The 15,459-nt window shown below is 73.0% G+C and carries 10 protein-coding genes and 1 riboswitch; of the genes, 2 read left to right on the top strand and 8 right to left on the bottom strand.

Annotation, left to right across the window (positions count from 1 at the left end; genetic code table 11):
* The 3 genes from B7R87_RS25710 to B7R87_RS25700 are packed head-to-tail and all read right to left on the bottom strand — an operon-like array spanning position 1 to position 5,543.
* Positions 1–1,203 carry an alkaline phosphatase family protein gene (locus B7R87_RS25710; RefSeq protein ID WP_006346125.1) on the bottom strand — a complete coding sequence of 401 codons (1,203 nt, stop codon included), beginning with the start codon at positions 1,201–1,203 and terminating at the stop codon, positions 1–3.
* Entirely contained in the window at positions 1,203–1,802 is a 600-nt protein-coding gene (locus tag B7R87_RS25705; protein WP_006346126.1) for a DUF5998 family protein, read from the bottom strand. The genes B7R87_RS25710 and B7R87_RS25705 overlap by 1 nt, the downstream gene beginning before the upstream one ends.
* 57 nt (positions 1,803–1,859) lie before the next feature.
* Positions 1,860–5,543, bottom strand: a complete 3,684-nt coding sequence (locus B7R87_RS25700; RefSeq protein WP_130585270.1) for a bifunctional GNAT family N-acetyltransferase/acetate--CoA ligase family protein — start codon at positions 5,541–5,543, stop codon at positions 1,860–1,862.
* A gap of 212 nt (positions 5,544–5,755) precedes the next feature.
* Between B7R87_RS25700 and B7R87_RS25695 the strand changes: the two genes are divergently transcribed.
* Positions 5,756–6,037, top strand: a complete 282-nt coding sequence (locus B7R87_RS25695) for an HPr family phosphocarrier protein (RefSeq protein WP_040913891.1) — start codon at positions 5,756–5,758, stop codon at positions 6,035–6,037.
* Between the two features lie 354 nt (positions 6,038–6,391).
* On the opposite strand, the gene B7R87_RS25690 is transcribed toward B7R87_RS25695, so the two are convergent.
* The 4 genes from B7R87_RS25690 to B7R87_RS25675 form a co-directional block, all read right to left on the bottom strand.
* Complete coding sequence (locus B7R87_RS25690; RefSeq protein ID WP_006346128.1) at positions 6,392–7,096, bottom strand: GntR family transcriptional regulator; 705 nt, start codon at positions 7,094–7,096, stop codon at positions 6,392–6,394.
* Positions 7,097–7,356: 260 nt separating this feature from the next.
* Entirely contained in the window at positions 7,357–8,184 is an 828-nt protein-coding gene (locus B7R87_RS25685; protein ID WP_040913889.1) for a M23 family metallopeptidase, read from the bottom strand.
* Between the two features lie 13 nt (positions 8,185–8,197).
* Positions 8,198–8,360: riboswitch (cyclic di-AMP (ydaO/yuaA leader) on the bottom strand.
* Positions 8,361–8,635: 275 nt separating this feature from the next.
* The gene (locus tag B7R87_RS25680; protein WP_040913893.1) at positions 8,636–10,003 is read right to left on the bottom strand and encodes a M16 family metallopeptidase; all 1,368 of its coding nucleotides are present in this window, start codon (positions 10,001–10,003) and stop codon (positions 8,636–8,638) included.
* 26 nt (positions 10,004–10,029) lie between these two features.
* Positions 10,030–11,412, bottom strand: a complete 1,383-nt coding sequence (locus tag B7R87_RS25675) for a M16 family metallopeptidase (RefSeq protein WP_006346131.1) — start codon at positions 11,410–11,412, stop codon at positions 10,030–10,032.
* 263 nt (positions 11,413–11,675) lie between these two features.
* On the opposite strand from B7R87_RS25675, the gene B7R87_RS25670 reads away from it, so the two are divergent.
* Positions 11,676–14,126: a DNA gyrase/topoisomerase IV subunit A gene (locus B7R87_RS25670; protein WP_006346132.1), complete on the top strand. Its 2,451-nt coding sequence runs from the start codon at positions 11,676–11,678 to the stop codon at positions 14,124–14,126.
* Positions 14,127–14,194: 68 nt separating this feature from the next.
* Here the strand turns inward: B7R87_RS25670 and B7R87_RS25665 are convergent, their stop codons facing one another.
* Positions 14,195–15,403 (bottom strand): CobW family GTP-binding protein, encoded by a 1,209-nt coding sequence (locus B7R87_RS25665; RefSeq protein ID WP_045852832.1) that lies wholly within the window; start codon positions 15,401–15,403, stop codon positions 14,195–14,197.
* Positions 15,404–15,459: the final 56 nt, after the last annotated feature.

Below are 15,459 nucleotides of genomic sequence, written 5' to 3'. Positions count from 1 at the left end.
TCAGGAGCGGATTTCGATCAGCGGTACGAGCTGCTCGGCGGGCGTCATCGAACCGTGCATTCCGGCCAGCGCCGACTCCAGGGGCTCCTGGACGGACGCGGTGATGGCGAGGTCCTCGCAGGCGGCGGCGACCACATCACCGATCCGGCCCAGGACCCGCTCGTCGACGACCGGACCGAACCAGCCCGCCGCGATCGCCTCCTCCCGGCTCGCCACCCAGAACCGGTCACCGAGGACCTCGCGCCAGACCGTCAGCACATCCGCCGCGGCACCGGGAACGGCGTAGACATGACGGGCCCGGCCCTCGCCGCCCAGCAGGGCGACCCCGGCGCGCAGCTCCCAGTCCTCGTCGAAGTCGACCCTCGACTCCTCGTCGAACGGCACGTCGATCATGCCGTGGTCGGCGGTGACATAGAGCGCGGTACGGCGCGGCAGCTGCTCGGCGAGCCGCTGGACCAGCCGGTCGGCGTGGGCGAGCTGTCCGCGCCAGGCGTCGGAGTCGACTCCGTAGCGGTGGCCCATGCCGTCGACGTCGCTGTAGTAGGTGTAGACGAGGGAGCGGTCGGCGGCGGCGAGCTGCTCGGCCGCGAGGTCCATCCGCTCCTCGCCGCTCAGCCTGCCGTGGAACGTTCCGCCGCTGAGCGCGATCCGGGTCAGCGGGGTGGTCTCGAAGAGGGGGGACGACACCTGGGCCGTACGGACCCCGGCCTCGTGGGCGAGCCCGAAGACGGTGGGGTGGGGCTGCCAGGCGTGCGGATCGGTGTACGGCTTCCAGCGCAGCTGGTTCATCAGGGCGCCGGTGGCGGGGTTGCGGACCGAGTACCCCGGGAGTCCGTGGAGGCCCGGGGGGAGCCCGGTGCCGACGGAGGCCAGTGAGGTGGCCGTGGTAGCCGGGAATCCGGCGGTGATCGGCCGGCCCGTACCGCCGCGGGAGGTGTGCAGCAGGGAGTGGAGGTACGGGGCGTGCTCCGGGTGGTTCCGGATCTGTTCCCAGCCGAGGCCGTCGATCAGGAAGACGCAGACGCGGTCGGCCGGGACGAGTTCGGATATGGCCGCGGTGAAACCGGGCACTCCGAGCCCGGCGGCGAGCGTCGGCAGCAGATCGGCGAGGGATCCGGAGCCGTACTCGGGCACCGGTGCGCTGTTGACCGCCAGCGGCAGCGGATCGTCCGGCCAGAAGGCCGCCGTGTCGGGCTGGACCATCAGCGGGAGGCCGCCGTCGGGGTGGCGGCGGTGGCCTCGGAGAGCGACTGGGCGAAGGCCAGCGTCTGGCGGACGGTGTCCGGGCCGTCGCCCGCTTCGCTGACCCGGAGGCTGAGGTCGTCGGCGGTGGAGTTGCCGGTGTAGCCGTGGTCGGCGTCGCAGTTCGGGTCGCCGCAGGCGGCGGGCTCCAGGTCGAGCCGGGAGACGGCGCCCCAGCCGATGGTGAGGACGACCTCGCGGGGCAGGGTGCCCGGGGTGTACGACTCGGGGTTGGCGACGACACGGCTGACCACGACGGAGGAGATCCGGTCGAGTTTGACCGATTCGGTGGACGTGGTGGCGTACGGCGTCGGGGAGCTGGAGTCGGCGGCCTGCTCGTCGGTGTGGCTGACGATGAAACGGTTGCCCGTGAGGACCAGGACGGTCACATGACGGCGGACCTCGTTGGCGTCGAACGTCGTCTCCTGGTGGACCAGGTACGAGACGATCCGCTCGCCGCCGACGGCCGCCTCCACCGCCTCTGCCACGAGAGCCGGGTAGTAGCCGCTGCGCTCGATCGCCGCGCGCAGCCCCTGGGTCGTCGTACCGGTCTTCGCCATGTGGTCCATCCTACGGGCCCCGGGGGGCGGCGGACGCTCGTGGTGCCGAGCGGATGCTCAGTAGCTCGGAAGTCGGCGCGGGCCGAGATCGGTGGGTACGGGGGTGGACGCGAGCCGTACCGAGGCGCCGAGCACGGAGAGCCCTGCCGGGGATACGACCACCGGCTCCAGACCGACGCCGACGACCTCCGGATGGTCGTCCACCAGCCGTGACACGCGCAACAGGAGGTGTTCGAGTGCGGCGGTGTCGACGGGGGCGGAGCCGCGCCAGCCGAAGAGGAGGGGGGCGGTACGGATGCTCCGGATCTGCCCGGCGGCATCCCGGTCGGTGACCGGAATCAGCCGGTGCGCGGTGTCGCCGAGCAGCTCGGAGGCGACGCCCGCGAGCCCGAAGGAGAGATAGGGGCCGACGGCCGGGTCGACGACGGCACGGACGACGGTGTCGACCCCGCGGGGGGCCATGGCCTGGACGACCGGCTGGAGCTCGACGGGCTTGCCGAGCAGTTCGGTCAGCTCCCGGTAGGCGCGGCGCAGCTGTGCCTCGCCGCCGAGGTCGAGCCGTACGCCACCGAGGTCGGCGCGGTGCCGTAGATGGGGGGCGGTGGTCTTGAGCGCCACGGGGTAGCCGAGTCGTTCGGCGGCGCGTACGGCCTCGTCGGGCCCGGGCGCCGGGAGGGCGGGCTCGACGCGGATCCCGTAGGCGGCGAGGAGGGCGTGGGCGTCCCCGGGCGCGAGGGTGATGCCGCGCGCGTCGGTCTCTCCGGCGAGCAGCCCTCCGACGAGTTCGGCGGCCCCGGCTTCGTCGATGTCCTCGTACTCGGGGACCTTCCCGCCGGTGGCGGCCTCGCGCCGCCACTGCCCGTACTTGACGGCTTCGGCGAGCGCCCGCACGGCGCGCTCGGCGGCGGGGTACGCGGGAATCCCCCGCACCCCGGCCTCCTCACCGGGAACGCTCGCCGGACCTCCGGCCTCGCCGTCGACCGGGCTCGCACCGGCGGAGGCGCTCGCCCCGGACCCACCACCGGCCGGGTTCGCACCGGCGGAGACACCCGCCCCGGACCCGGACCTGCCATCGCCCCGCCCGGAACCGGTGGGGGCACCTGCCCTGCCCTCGGGCGCACCGGTGGTCTCAGGCTTCCCGGCAGCCCGTCCCGAACCACCAGCACCCACGGCACCACCGGCACCACCGCCCGAGACGGCCGCCATACCTCCGGCGGCCTCCCCCGCACCACCGGCACCACCGTCCGCGGCAGCCACGGCCGGCCGCCCGGGGCCCGTACTCTCGTCGGCTCCTGGAACCGCCTTCGTACCATCGGCCGCTCCGACCGCGCCGGTCCCGGCGCCATCGGTTCCGCCGGGCCCGGCTCCCGCCGCACTCGTCCCGGTGGACGTGCCCGAGAGTCCGGCCTCCGGTGTCCCTGCACCCGCACCACCGGCCGTGACCGGTGCGCCGCCCGGCGCCCCGGCGCGGTCGACCGCCTCCGGCGCCGCACCCGTCCCGTCTGCCTCCGGGTCCGGGTATCCGGGCACGGGTCCCGTCTCCGGCTGCTGTCCGGGACGCCCGGATCGGTCACCCGGGGCACGGGTCCCGCCGGAGGCACCGGCACCGGCGGAAGGAGCCGGGGAGCCGTCGTACCCGGGTGGCGCGAACGTCCCGGCACCCCGGCCACCCGCAGCGGGCCCGCCGCCCGAGGCGAGCGCGCCCGTCAGGCCGCCCAGTTCGACCTGGACGACCACGACCGGCTTCCCGGGCGCGGCCGTGGCCGCCGCCCGCAGCGCCCCGGCGAGTTCCTCGCCGTCGCCGGATTCGTCCGTACCGCTCTCGCGCACCCAGGGGATCGCCGTGACCACGACCGCGTCGCAGTCGTCGGCCGCGAGGGCCCGGACCAGGGCCGCCCGGAAGTGGGCGGGGGTGGCCCCCGTCGTCAGGTCGAGCGGCGGCAGCGGACGCAGGCCCTCCGCGAGGCAGGCGTCGTACGTGAGGAGGCCGAGGGATTCGGAGTTCCCGAGGATCGCCACGCGCGGCCCGCCGGGCAGCGGCTGGCCCGCCAGCAGGAGGCCGACGTCGACCAGCTCGGTGACCGTGTCGACCCTGATGACACCGGCCTGCCGCAGCAGCGCGTCGACGGCCGCGTCCGGGATCCTCGCGACCGGCACGGCGTGCCCCGGCGGTTCGCTGCCGCTGTGGCGGGCGCCCTTGACCACGACGACCGGTTTCACCGCGGCCGTGCGCCGGGCCAGCCGGGTGAACTTGCGGGGGTTGCCGATGGACTCCAGGTAGAGCAGGGCGACATCGGTGTCCGGGTCCTCGTACCAGTACTGGAGGATGTCGTTGCCGGAGACGTCCGCCCGGTTGCCGGACGACACAAACGTCGAGAGACCAGCCGGACCAGCCGGACCGGCCGGACCGGCAGCACCGGTGGGCCCGGCGGGAGCGGCCCCGCCGGGGAGTCCCGCCCCGCGCCGGTGCAGCGCCGCCAGCAGCGCGATGCCGATCGCCCCGGACTGGGTGAAGAGCCCGATCCGGCCGGGAGCCGGAGCGTACGGCGCGAGGGAGGCGTTGAGGCGTACCGCCTCCGCGTTGTTGATGACGCCGAAGGAGTTCGGGCCGATGATCCGCATCCCGTACGAACGGGCCCGGCGGACCAGCTCGCGCTGGCGCGCCCGTCCGGCCGCCCCGCTCTCCGCGTATCCGGCGCTGAGCACGACCAGTCCCCGTACCCCGGCCTCGCCGCAGTCGGTCACGACGTCCGGCACCCGCTCGGCGGGCACCGCGACGACCGCGAGGTCCACCGGCGACCCGGACTCCGCGCCCTCCCGGCCGGTGATCTCGCGGACGGAGCGGTACGCGGGCACGCCGTCGATCTCCCGCCGGTCCGCGGGGAACGCGCGGTTCACCGCGTACGTACGGCCGGTGTACCCGGCGGCGATCAGATCGCGCAGCACCGTCCGTCCCAGTCCCCCGGGTGCCCGGCCGACCCCGACGACCGCGACGCCGCGCGGTGCGAGGAGCCGCTGCACGGACCGGGCCTCGGCCCGGTGCTCGCGGGCGCGCTGGACCGCGACGGACTCCGCGGTGGGTTCGAGGTCGAGGGTGAGATGGACCGTGCCGTCCTCGAAGCTGCGCCGCTGTGTGTATCCGGCGTCCCGGAAGACTTTGATCATCTTGTTGTTGGCGGGGAGCACTTCCGCCGCGAACCGGCGGATGCCGCGCTCCCGGGCGACGGCGGCGATGTGCTCCAGCATCGTCGAGGCGATCCCCCGCCCCTGGTGTGCGTCCTGGACCAGGAACGCCACCTCCGCGCCGTCGGCGGGCGCGCTCGCGGGCCGCCCGGTGCGGTCGATCCGGTCGTAGCGGACGGTCGCGATGAACTCGCCTCCGACGGTGACGGCGAGCCCCACCCGGTCGACGAAGTCGTGGTGGGTGAAGCGGTGGACGTCCTTGGCCGACAGATGGGGGTAGGGCGCGAAGAAGCGGTAGTACTTCGACTCGTCCGACACCTGTTCGTAGAAGCTGACCAGCCGGTCGCCGTCCGCGGCGGTGATGGGCCGGATCCGGGCGGTCGCCCCGTCCCGCAGGACGACGTCGGCCTCCCAGTGGTCGGGGTAGGCGTGCTCGGCCGCGGCCGGCCGGCCGGGCCCGGCCGCGCCGGGCTCCGGCCCCGCGGTGCCCGCCCCCGGCCCCGCTCCCGGTCCGTTGTCCCGGCTCTCGTCCCGCTCGGCGCCCCGCTCGGTCTGCATGGCAGAAAGCGTACGGCGCGCCCGCGGAGCACGGCGGGCTCGTCCCGGCGTTCGCCGGACGCAGCCGTCCGGTCACGGCTCGCGACGGGGGGCGGGGCGGGGCAATCTAGGGGTGCACGGGCCCGTCCCCGAGGCGGCACGAGCACCGGGGGCGCCGTGAGACACTGACCGGGAACTGGTCTAGACAACCACTGAACGTGAAGGGCAACACCATGGCTGAGCGCCGCGTCAACGTCGGCTGGGCCGAGGGCCTGCACGCCCGCCCCGCTTCCATCTTCGTCCGGGCCGCCACGGCTTCCGGTGTCCCGGTGACGATCGCCAAGGCCGACGGCTCCCCGGTCAACGCGGCCTCCATGCTCGCCGTGCTGGGTCTGGGTGCCCAGGGTGGCGAGGAGATCGTCCTCGCTTCCGACGCCGAAGGTGCGGACGCCGCCCTGGACAAGCTGGCGAAGCTCGTCGCCGAAGGGCTTGAGGAGCTTCCGGAGACGGTCTGAGCCGACTCCGCCGCATGGCCCGGCCGCGCCTCGCCGCGGTCCCGGAACTCAGGCGCCGATCCCCCGGCCGGGATCGGCGCCTGTTCCTTTTCCCGCCGCACACCGAGAACCGCACACCGCACAGGGCTGCACACCGCGCAGGTGATCACCCTGCCCCCGAAGCCGCCCGGGAAAGCCTGAATAACCCCAATAACCCCACGCCGATCCCACCCGGGAATCCGGTACGGGAAATCCCGTCGGACCACTCCTGGAACACCGAAGACCCGGGGAAAAGAATAGCCCCCGCTCTTTTCTACCGCGCCCGTGTTAAATGCGATCGCATGTTGTGTTGACGGAATGTTGCCGGACTCCGGGTCAGCGGCGGACCGCGGCGCCCGCCCCGGCGGTCGATCCGGCGCCCGCCCCCGCGTCACGGCCCCCCGATTCCCGCTCCGCGAAGCGCAGCCGGTACGCATCAACCGCCCGCTCCATGTGCAGCACCGCCAGCGCCCGTGCCCGCTCCGGGTCCCGCCGCCCCACGGCGTCCACGATCGCCCCGTGCTCGGCCCACGACTCCACGGGCCGCCGGGCCGCCGGCTCCACCGCGTACATCCAGGCGATCTTCCGGCGCAACGGCAGCAGCAGCGCGATCAGCCCGGAGCCTGCGGACGCCTGGGCGAGCGTCTCGTGGAACCAGCCGTCCAGCGACCGCAACTCTCCCACCTGGCCCCGGGCCGCCCGCTCCTGCCCGAGCCGCACCAGACCGCGCAGCACCTTGAGATGCGCCTCCGTACGGTGCCGGGCGGCCCGGGCCGCCGCCAGCGGCTCCAGCAGCGCCCGGATCTCCAGCAGATCGGCGGCCTCCTGCTCGGTGGGTTCGGCGACACACGCCCCCGCATGGCGCCGGGTGGTGACAAAACCCTCCGACTCCAGGGTCCGCAGCGCTTCCCGGACCGGCACCCGGGAGACCCCGTACCGCCGGGCGAGCTGTTCCTCCGCCAGCCGACCGCCGCGCGGGAAGACCCCGGAGACGATGTCGTCGCGAATCGCCCTGCAGACCGATTGCGCGGGAACCCGCATACCCGTACCTCCGCTGTGATCCGGACGAAGCGACGGAATGCAGCCGCTCGCATTTACCGAACGACTCTATGCCAGGCACCCGGAAATTCCGACAGCCCCCGATAAACCGTGGATATCTTCCGGCCACCGGGAAACACGGCAGGCCGAAACGCGCAGTGCCCCGGCGCCGGGCGCCGGGGCACTGCGAAACGAGCGAAAACAGGCGAGAAAGCCGAGGAGCGGCTACGCCCGATACAAGCGGGGCGGGCGGACCCGGGAGGTCAGACCCTGACGCCCTTTCCGCGCAGATACGAGACCGGGTCGACGTCCGAGCCGTACTCCGCGCCGGTGCGGACCTCGAAGTGGAGGTGCGCCCCGGTGGAGTTCCCGGTGGAGCCCGCGCGGCCGATCTGCTGGCCGGGCATCACGGTCTGCCCGGCGGAGACGGAGAGCGACGACAGATGCGCGTACTGGGTGTACGAGCCGTCGCGCATCTCGATGACGACGTTGTAGCCGTAGGCCCCGCCCCAGCCCGCCTCGACGACGGTGCCCGCGCCCACGGACACGATCTTCGTCCCGGTCGAGGCGTGGAAGTCGATGCCGGTGTGCGTACCGGAGGACCAGAGCGCGCTGTTGGCCCGGTAGGAGGTGGTGACGTCCGAACCCTCGACGGGGGACGTCCAGGTGTTGAGCAGCCGCTTGCGCTCGGCGTCACGGGCGGCGCGCTCACGGGCCTCCCGCTCGGCCTCGGCCCGCGCCTCGGCCTCGCGCTTGGCCTCCGCCTCCGCCTGCGCACGGGCCACGGCCTGCTGCTTCTGGGCGTGGGCCTGGTCGGCGACCTGGCCGGAGAGCGAATCCGACGCGGAGAGCGGCTGCAGGGTGCCGGGCTGCTCGGCGGCGAGGATCTGAAGGGTGCCCGTGTCCTCGGCGCTCAGGGTGCCCGGGTCGCCGTTCTGCTCCCGGCCGTCGCCGTCGGAGGCGAACGCGGGGGCGGCGAGGGTGCCGATGACGCCGGTGGTGGCGAGGGTCGCGGCTCCGGCGATGCTCGCGCTGCGGCGCGTCATCCGGCTCGGGCCACGGTGCTTCCCACTGGTTCGGGCAAACGCCATGGAGAGGCTGGTCCTTTCCTTCCTTCTCGCCTACCGGGTTAGCTGACGGGTTCGGAGAGAGGAAGGTCTCCTACGGCTCCTCCGCGGGCTGCGAAGGGTCCGATTCACCCCGGTGGGGACATGGGTCCCCGGCTCCCCAGGGCTCGCGCCCGGCGGGGACTCGGCGATGGCTGTCCGTGCCGCGGTTTGCGGCGCCTGCAGGCGAACAGCCGGATCGACGCTAGGCGGGCGGCATGTCGATCACCAAACAAACGGGCTTCTTTGTTGCTCATGCCACAGCCCATGCCGGTCAACTTCCCACCAAAACGGACAGCTGACGGAGCGGAGCCCCGGGCGCGGCGCACCAACGCGCAACGCCCGGGGCTCCGCCCGTACCACCGGCACTGCCGAACCGCGTGCCGCCGGGCCACCGGACCGACCGGCCCGGCCCACCCGTACGGCTGCCGGTCCGTCAGCCCTTCACCACCGTCACTTCCCCGATGCCCAGCGCCCGGACGGGCCCGGCGATCTCGGAGGCGTCACCGACGAGCACGGTCACCAGCCGGTCCACGGGGAACGCGCTGACGACCGCCGCGGTGGCCTCGACCGTCCCGGTCTGTGCCAGACGGGCGTACAACTGCCCCTGGAAGTCGTCCGGAAGGTGCTGCTCCACCTGGTCCGCGAGGGTGCCCGCGACCGACGCCGCCGTCTCGTACCGCAGCGGGGCGACCCCGACCAGGTTCTGTACGGCGACATCGCGCTCGGCGTCCGTCAGTCCGCCCTCGGCGAGGGTGCGCAGAACCTGCCAGAGGTCCTCCAGCGCCGGGCCGGTGTTGGGGGTGTCGACCGAGCCGCTGATGCCCAGCAGCGCGGCGCCCGAACCGTCCGGGGCGGAGCACAGCACCTGCGCGAAGGCCCGGACGCCGTAGGTGTACCCCTTCTCCTCGCGGAGCACCCGGTCGAGCCGGGAGGTGAGGGTGCCGCCGAGGCAGTACGTGCCGAGCACCTGGGCCGGCCAGACCCGGTCGTGCCGGTCGGCGCCGATCCGGCCGATGAGCAGCTGGGTCTGCACCGCGCCCGGCCGGTCCACGATGATCACGCGGCCGCTGTCGTCGGCGGTGATCTCCGGCTGTGCACGGGCCGCCACCGTGTCGCCCTGCCAGGTGCCGAGGGTCTCCGCGAGCAGCGCGTCGAGGTCCACACCGGTCAGGTCGCCGACGACGACCGCCGTGGCGGTCGCGGGCCGCACATGGGCCTCGTAGAACGCCCGGACCCCGGCGGAGTCGATCCGGGCCACCGTCTCCTCCGTCCCCTGCCGGGGGCGGGACATCCGCAGCGACGCCGGGAAGAGGCTGCGGTACAGCTCCTTGGCGGCGCGGCGGCCCGGGTTGGCCGTCTCGTGCGGGATCTCGTCCAGCCGGTTCCGTACCAGCCGCTTGATCTCGCCGTCGTCGAACGCGGGCGCGCGCAGCGCCTCGGCGAGCAGCCCGAGGGCCTTGGGCAGCCGGGAGACCGGCACCTCCAGGGAGACCCGGACACCGGGGTGGTCGGCGTGGGCGTCGAGGGTGGCGCCGCAGCGCTCCAGCTCGGCGGCGAACTCCTCGGCGGACCGCTTGTCGGTGCCCTCGGACAGAGCCCGGGCCATGATGGTGGCGATGCCGTCCAGACCGTCGGGCTCGGCGCCGAGCGGGGCGTCGAGGTTGATCTCCACGGCCACGACCTGCTGGCCGGGGCGGTGACAGCGCAGAACGGTCAGCCCGTTGGGCAGCGTTCCGCGGTCGGGGGCCGGGAAGGCCCACGGGGTGGGCTCCCCGGAGGCGGGCCGGGGGTGGAAGTCCATCGTGATCAGCGGCTCGGTGGCGTCGGTCACTGGTCCGCCCCCTCTTCTGCGTCGTTGTCGTTGCGGTCGGCGGCGGCGCCCTCGGCGTCCCCGTCCGTCTCCCCCTCGGTGCCGGGCACCGGTTCGTACACCAGCACCGCCCGGTTGTCGGGGCGCAGCCGCGCCGCGGCGATCTCGCGCACCTCGTCGGCGGTGACGGAGAGCACCCGCCGGACGGCCGTGAGGGCGAGCTGCGGGTCGCCGAAGAGGACCGCGTAGCGGCAGAGTTCGTCGGCGCGGCCCGCGACCGTGCCCAGCCGGTCCAGCCACTCGCGCTCCAGCTGGGCCTGGGCCCGCTCCATCTCCTCGTCCGTCGGCCCCTCGGCGGCGAACCGCGCCAGCTCCTCGTCGACGGCGGCTTCGATCTGCGCCACCTCGACCCCGCCGGACGTCTTCACGTCCAGCCAGCCCAGCGACGGCGCCCCGGCCAGCCTCAGCAGTCCGAAACCGGCCGCGACGGCGGTCTGGTCCCGGCGCACCAGGCGGTTGTGGAGCCGGGAGGACTCCCCGCCGCCGAGGACGGTCAGGGCGACGTCGACGGCGTCGCATGCGCGGCTGCCGTCGTGCGGGAGGCGGTAGGCGGCCATCAGGGCGCGGGCGGGCACGTCCTCCTCGACGACCTCGCGCAGCTGCCGCCCCATGACGTCGGGCAGGGCGCCGTCGCGCGGCGGCTGCTTGCCGTCGTGGGAGGGGATGGAGCCGAAGTACTTCTCGACCCAGGCGAGGGTCTGCTCCGGGTCGATGTCGCCGACGACCGACAGCACCGCGTTGTTCGGCGCGTAGTAGGTGCGGAAGAAGGCGCGGGCGTCCTCCAGGGTCGCCGCGTCGAGATCCGCCATGGAGCCGATGGGCGTGTGGTGGTACGGGTGGCCCTCCGGGTAGGCGAGGGCGGTCAGCTTCTCGAACGCGGTGCCGTACGGAACGTTGTCGTACCGCTGGCGGCGTTCGTTCTTCACGACGTCCCGCTGGTTCTCCATCGACTCGTCGTCGAGGGCGGCCAGCAGCGAGCCCATGCGGTCCGCCTCCAGCCAGAGCGCCAGCTCCAGCTCATGGGTGGGCATGGTCTCGAAGTAGTTGGTGCGCTCGAAGCTGGTGGTGCCGTTGAGCGAGCCGCCGGCGCCCTGGACCAGTTCGAAGTGGCCGTTCCCCTGCACCTGCTTCGACCCCTGGAACATCAGGTGCTCGAAGAGGTGGGCCAGGCCGGTGCGGCCCTTCACCTCGTGGCGCGAGCCCACGTCGTACCAGAGGCAGACCGCGGCGACCGGGGTCAGGTGGTCCTCGGAGAGCACCACGCGCAGGCCGTTGGCCAGGCGGTGCTCCGTAGCTGTCAGGCCGCCAGAACCGGCCTGCGCTGTGGCCGTGTGACCCATGGGCATGTACGTCCCTTCGATCGCGATGCTGTAGCTGGTCCCCCCAGGACTGCCACTGTATGCAAGCGCGCTGACAGGTGGCGAAGTTCCGGCCCGCCTGCTCGTTCGCGCTGGGCGAAGTCGCGGCGCGCGGGCCCGCAGCGGAGCGCGCCGCCGTGCGCCCGCGCGGGGCGTGTTCGCGGGGGGTGGTCGGGGTTGTCGGTGCCACGGTCCACAATGGTCGGCATCAGAACCCGACCGGTCGTGAAGGAGCAGGAGCCGCGATGGCCCGCCGCAGCACCAAAACCCCGCCGCCCGATGACTTCGAGGAGCGGATCCTCGACATCGACGTCGTCGACGAGATGCAGGGCTCCTTCCTTGAGTATGCGTACTCGGTCATCTACTCCCGGGCCCTGCCGGACGCCCGCGACGGAATGAAGCCGGTGCAGCGCCGGATCGTGTACCAGATGAACGAGATGGGGCTGCGCCCGGACCGCGGCTATGTGAAGTGCGCCCGGGTCGTCGGTGAGGTCATGGGCCGCCTCCACCCCCACGGCGACCAGTCGATCTACGATGCGCTGGTGCGGATGGCGCAGCCCTTCTCCATGCGCCTCCCCCTGGTCGACGGCCACGGGAACTTCGGCTCCCTCGGCAATGACGACCCCCCGGCCGCCATGCGGTACACCGAGTGCCGGATGGCCGACGCGACGTCCCTGATGACCGAGTCCATCGACGAGGACACGGTCGACTTCGCCCCGAACTACGACGGCCAGGAGCAGGAGCCGGTTGCGCTCCCAGCCGCGTATCCGAACCTCCTGGTCAACGGCGCTTCCGGGATCGCGGTCGGCATGGCGACGAATATGCCGCCGCACAATCTGGGCGAGGTCGTCGCGGCCGCGCGCCATCTGATCCGCCACCCGGGCGCCGACCTGGAAACCCTCATGCGGTACGTGCCGGGGCCCGATCTGCCGACCGGCGGCCGGATCGTGGGACTGGCGGGCATCCGCGACGCGTACGAGACCGGCCGGGGCACGTTCAAGATCCGGGCCACCGTGACCGTGGAGGACGTCACCCCGCGCCGCAAGGGCCTGGTCGTCACCGAACTGCCGTTCACCGTCGGCCCCGAGAAGGTCATCGCCAAGATCAAGGACCTGGTCGGCGCCAAGCGGCTCCAGGGCATCGCGGACGTCAAGGACCTGACCGACCGGGCCCACGGGCTGCGTCTCGTCATCGAGGTCAAGAACGGCTTCGTGCCCGAGGCCGTGCTGGAGCAGCTCTACAAGCTGACGCCGATGGAGGAGTCCTTCGGCATCAACAATGTCGCCCTGGTCGACGGCCAGCCGCTGACGCTGGGGCTGAAGGAGCTGCTGGAGGTCTATCTCGACCACCGCTTCACCGTGGTGCGGCGGCGCAGCGAGTTCCGCCGGAGCAAGCGGCGCGACCGGCTGCATCTGGTGGAGGGCCTGCTGACCGCCCTGGTCGATATCGACGAGGTGATCCGGCTCATCCGCTCCAGCGAGAACTCGGCGCAGGCCAAGGAGCGCCTGATGGCGCGGTTCTCGCTGTCCGAGACCCAGACGCAGTACATCCTGGACACCCCGCTGCGCCGGCTGACCAAGTTCGACCGGATCGAGCTGGAGAGCGAGCGGGACCGGCTCACGGCCGAGATCGACGAGCTGACCGCGATCCTGGAGTCGGACGCCGAGCTGCGGAAGCTGGTCTCCGCCGAACTGGCCGCGGTGGGCAAGAAGTACGCCACCGAGCGGCGGACGGTCCTGCTGGAGTCGGGGGCCGTCCCGGTCGCCGCGGTGCCGCTGGAGGTCGCGGACGACCCCTGCCGGGTGCTTCTGTCGTCGACGGGCCTGCTGGCCAGGACGGCGAGCGGTGACCCGCTGCCGGAGCCGGCCGAGAAGCGGGCCAGGCACGATCTGATCGTTTCGTCGGTCGCGGCGACCGCGCGCGGCGATATCGGCGTGGTGACCTCGGCCGGACGCCTGCTGCGGCTGGCGGTGATCGACCTGCCGCAGCTGCCGCAGACGGTGTCGGCGCCGAACCTCTCCGGCGGTGCGCAGCTCTCCGAGTTCCTGTCGCTGGAGACGGACGAGACCGTGGTCTGTCTGACGACGCTCGCGGAGGACTCCCCCGGGCTGGCCCTCGGCACCGTCCAGGGTGTGGTCAAGCGGGTGGTGCCGGACTATCCGGCGAACAAGGACGAGCTGGAGGTGATGGCCCTCAAGGACGGCGACCGGATCGTCGGCGGCAGCGAACTGCGTACCGGTGAGGAGGATCTGGTCTTCATCACCTCCGACGCCCAGTTGCTGCGCTTCCAGGCCTCGCAGGTCCGTCCGCAGGGCCGGGCCGCGGGCGGTATGGCCGGGATCAAGCTGGGGCAGGGTGCCGTGGTTCTCTCCTTCGCCGCGGTCGACCCGGCGGCGGACGCGGTGGTGTTCACGGCCGCCGGTTCGACCGGCGCCCTGGACGATTCGGTCACCACGGTCAAGCTGACCCCGTTCGACCAGTACCCCCGCAAGGGGCGGGCCACCGGTGGTGTGCGCTGCCAGCGGTTCCTGAAGGGCGAGGACGTGCTGCTGCTGGCCTGGGCCGGCGGGGCCCCGGCCCGGGCGGCCCAGCAGAACGGGACGCCCGCCGCACTGCCCGACCCGGACCCGCGCCGGGACGGATCGGGCACCCCGCCGGTGTCGTCCGTCGCGGTGCTGGCGGGCCCGGCGCTCTGATCCCCCGGAGGCGTGCGGGGATGTACGGGCCGGGTTCGGCCCGTACACCCCGCCGCCCGGAGCACCGGCTAGCGGTAGCCCTCGTACGACGCGTCGGGCTCCTGATACTCCCCTGTGGTATCGGCGGCGGCGTCGGCGGCGTCAGTGCCGTCGGTTCCGTCGGAGGGGTCTGCGGGCTCGGGAACGTACCGCAGCACACCCCACATGCTCCGCTCGTCGGGTGCCGCGTCCGTGCCGGTGCGCCGGGCCGTCTCCAGTCCGCCGAGCAGGGCCGGGCCGTCGATACCTGAGCCGATGAGCACCAGATCGGTGCGGCGCGGGGCGTCCCGGGGCCAGGGCTCGGGCGTGAAGCGCAGAAAGCGGCCGACGGCGTGGATCGCGTACCGGCGGTCCGGGTCGGCCGGCCCGAAGTCCACGTACCCCTTGATCCGGTAGAGACCGCCGGGGCGGGAGTCGAGCAGGTCGAGCAGGCGCCGGGGGTGCATCGGCCGGTGCGCGGTAAAGGCGACGGACTCGTAGGCGGCGTGCAGATGCGTGCCGTGATCACCCCCGGCGCCCTGCTCGTGCTCGTCGTGGAGGAGATCGTCGAAGGCGAGCTGCCCGACGCGTTCCGAGGCGGGCCGGGGCTCGAAGAACAGCTCGGGATCGACCCGCCCGTACACCGACTCGACGACCGCCGCGCCCGGGCCGAGCCGCGTCCCGATCACCGCCCGCAGCTTCTCCCGCTCGCCGCCGTCGATACGGTCGGTCTTGTTGAGCACCACCAGATCGGCGATGCCGAGATGGCGGTCCAGCTCCGGATGCCGCTCGCGGGTGGCCTCGTACTCGGCCGCGTCGACGACCTCGACCAGTCCTCCGTAGACGATCCGCTCATTGTCGCTGGCCAGCAGCATCCGGACGAGTTCCTGCGGCTCGGCGAGGCCGCTGGCCTCGATGACGATCACATCGAGCCGGGCGGCGGGCCGGGTGAGCCGTTCCAGGAAGACGTCCAGTTCGCTTGCGTCGACGGCACAGCAGAGGCAGCCGTTGCCCAGAGAGACCGTGGAGTCCCCGAGCTGCCCGGCCACCGTCATGGCGTCGATCTCAATGGACCCGAAGTCGTTGACGATCGCCCCGATCCGGGTGCCGCGGGAGCTGCGCAGCAGATGGTTGAGGAGGGTCGTCTTCCCGGAGCCGAGGAATCCGGCGAGTACCAGGACGGGGATCCGCCCGGCGGCCGGGCCTTCCTGAGGGCTCGGTTCGGTCGGGCTCACGCGTAGGTCACCTGGGCTCTCCATCCGCCCCTGACGGATGCGGGGTCTGGTTCGGGGGCGTGCAGGGCCCGTACGGCGTC

Source organism: Streptomyces tsukubensis (genome assembly GCF_003932715.1).
Lineage (GTDB): Bacteria > Actinomycetota > Actinomycetes > Streptomycetales > Streptomycetaceae > Streptomyces > Streptomyces tsukubensis.
Note: the sequence above shows the minus strand (reverse complement) of the source record. Positions and strands in the feature narration are given on the sequence as shown.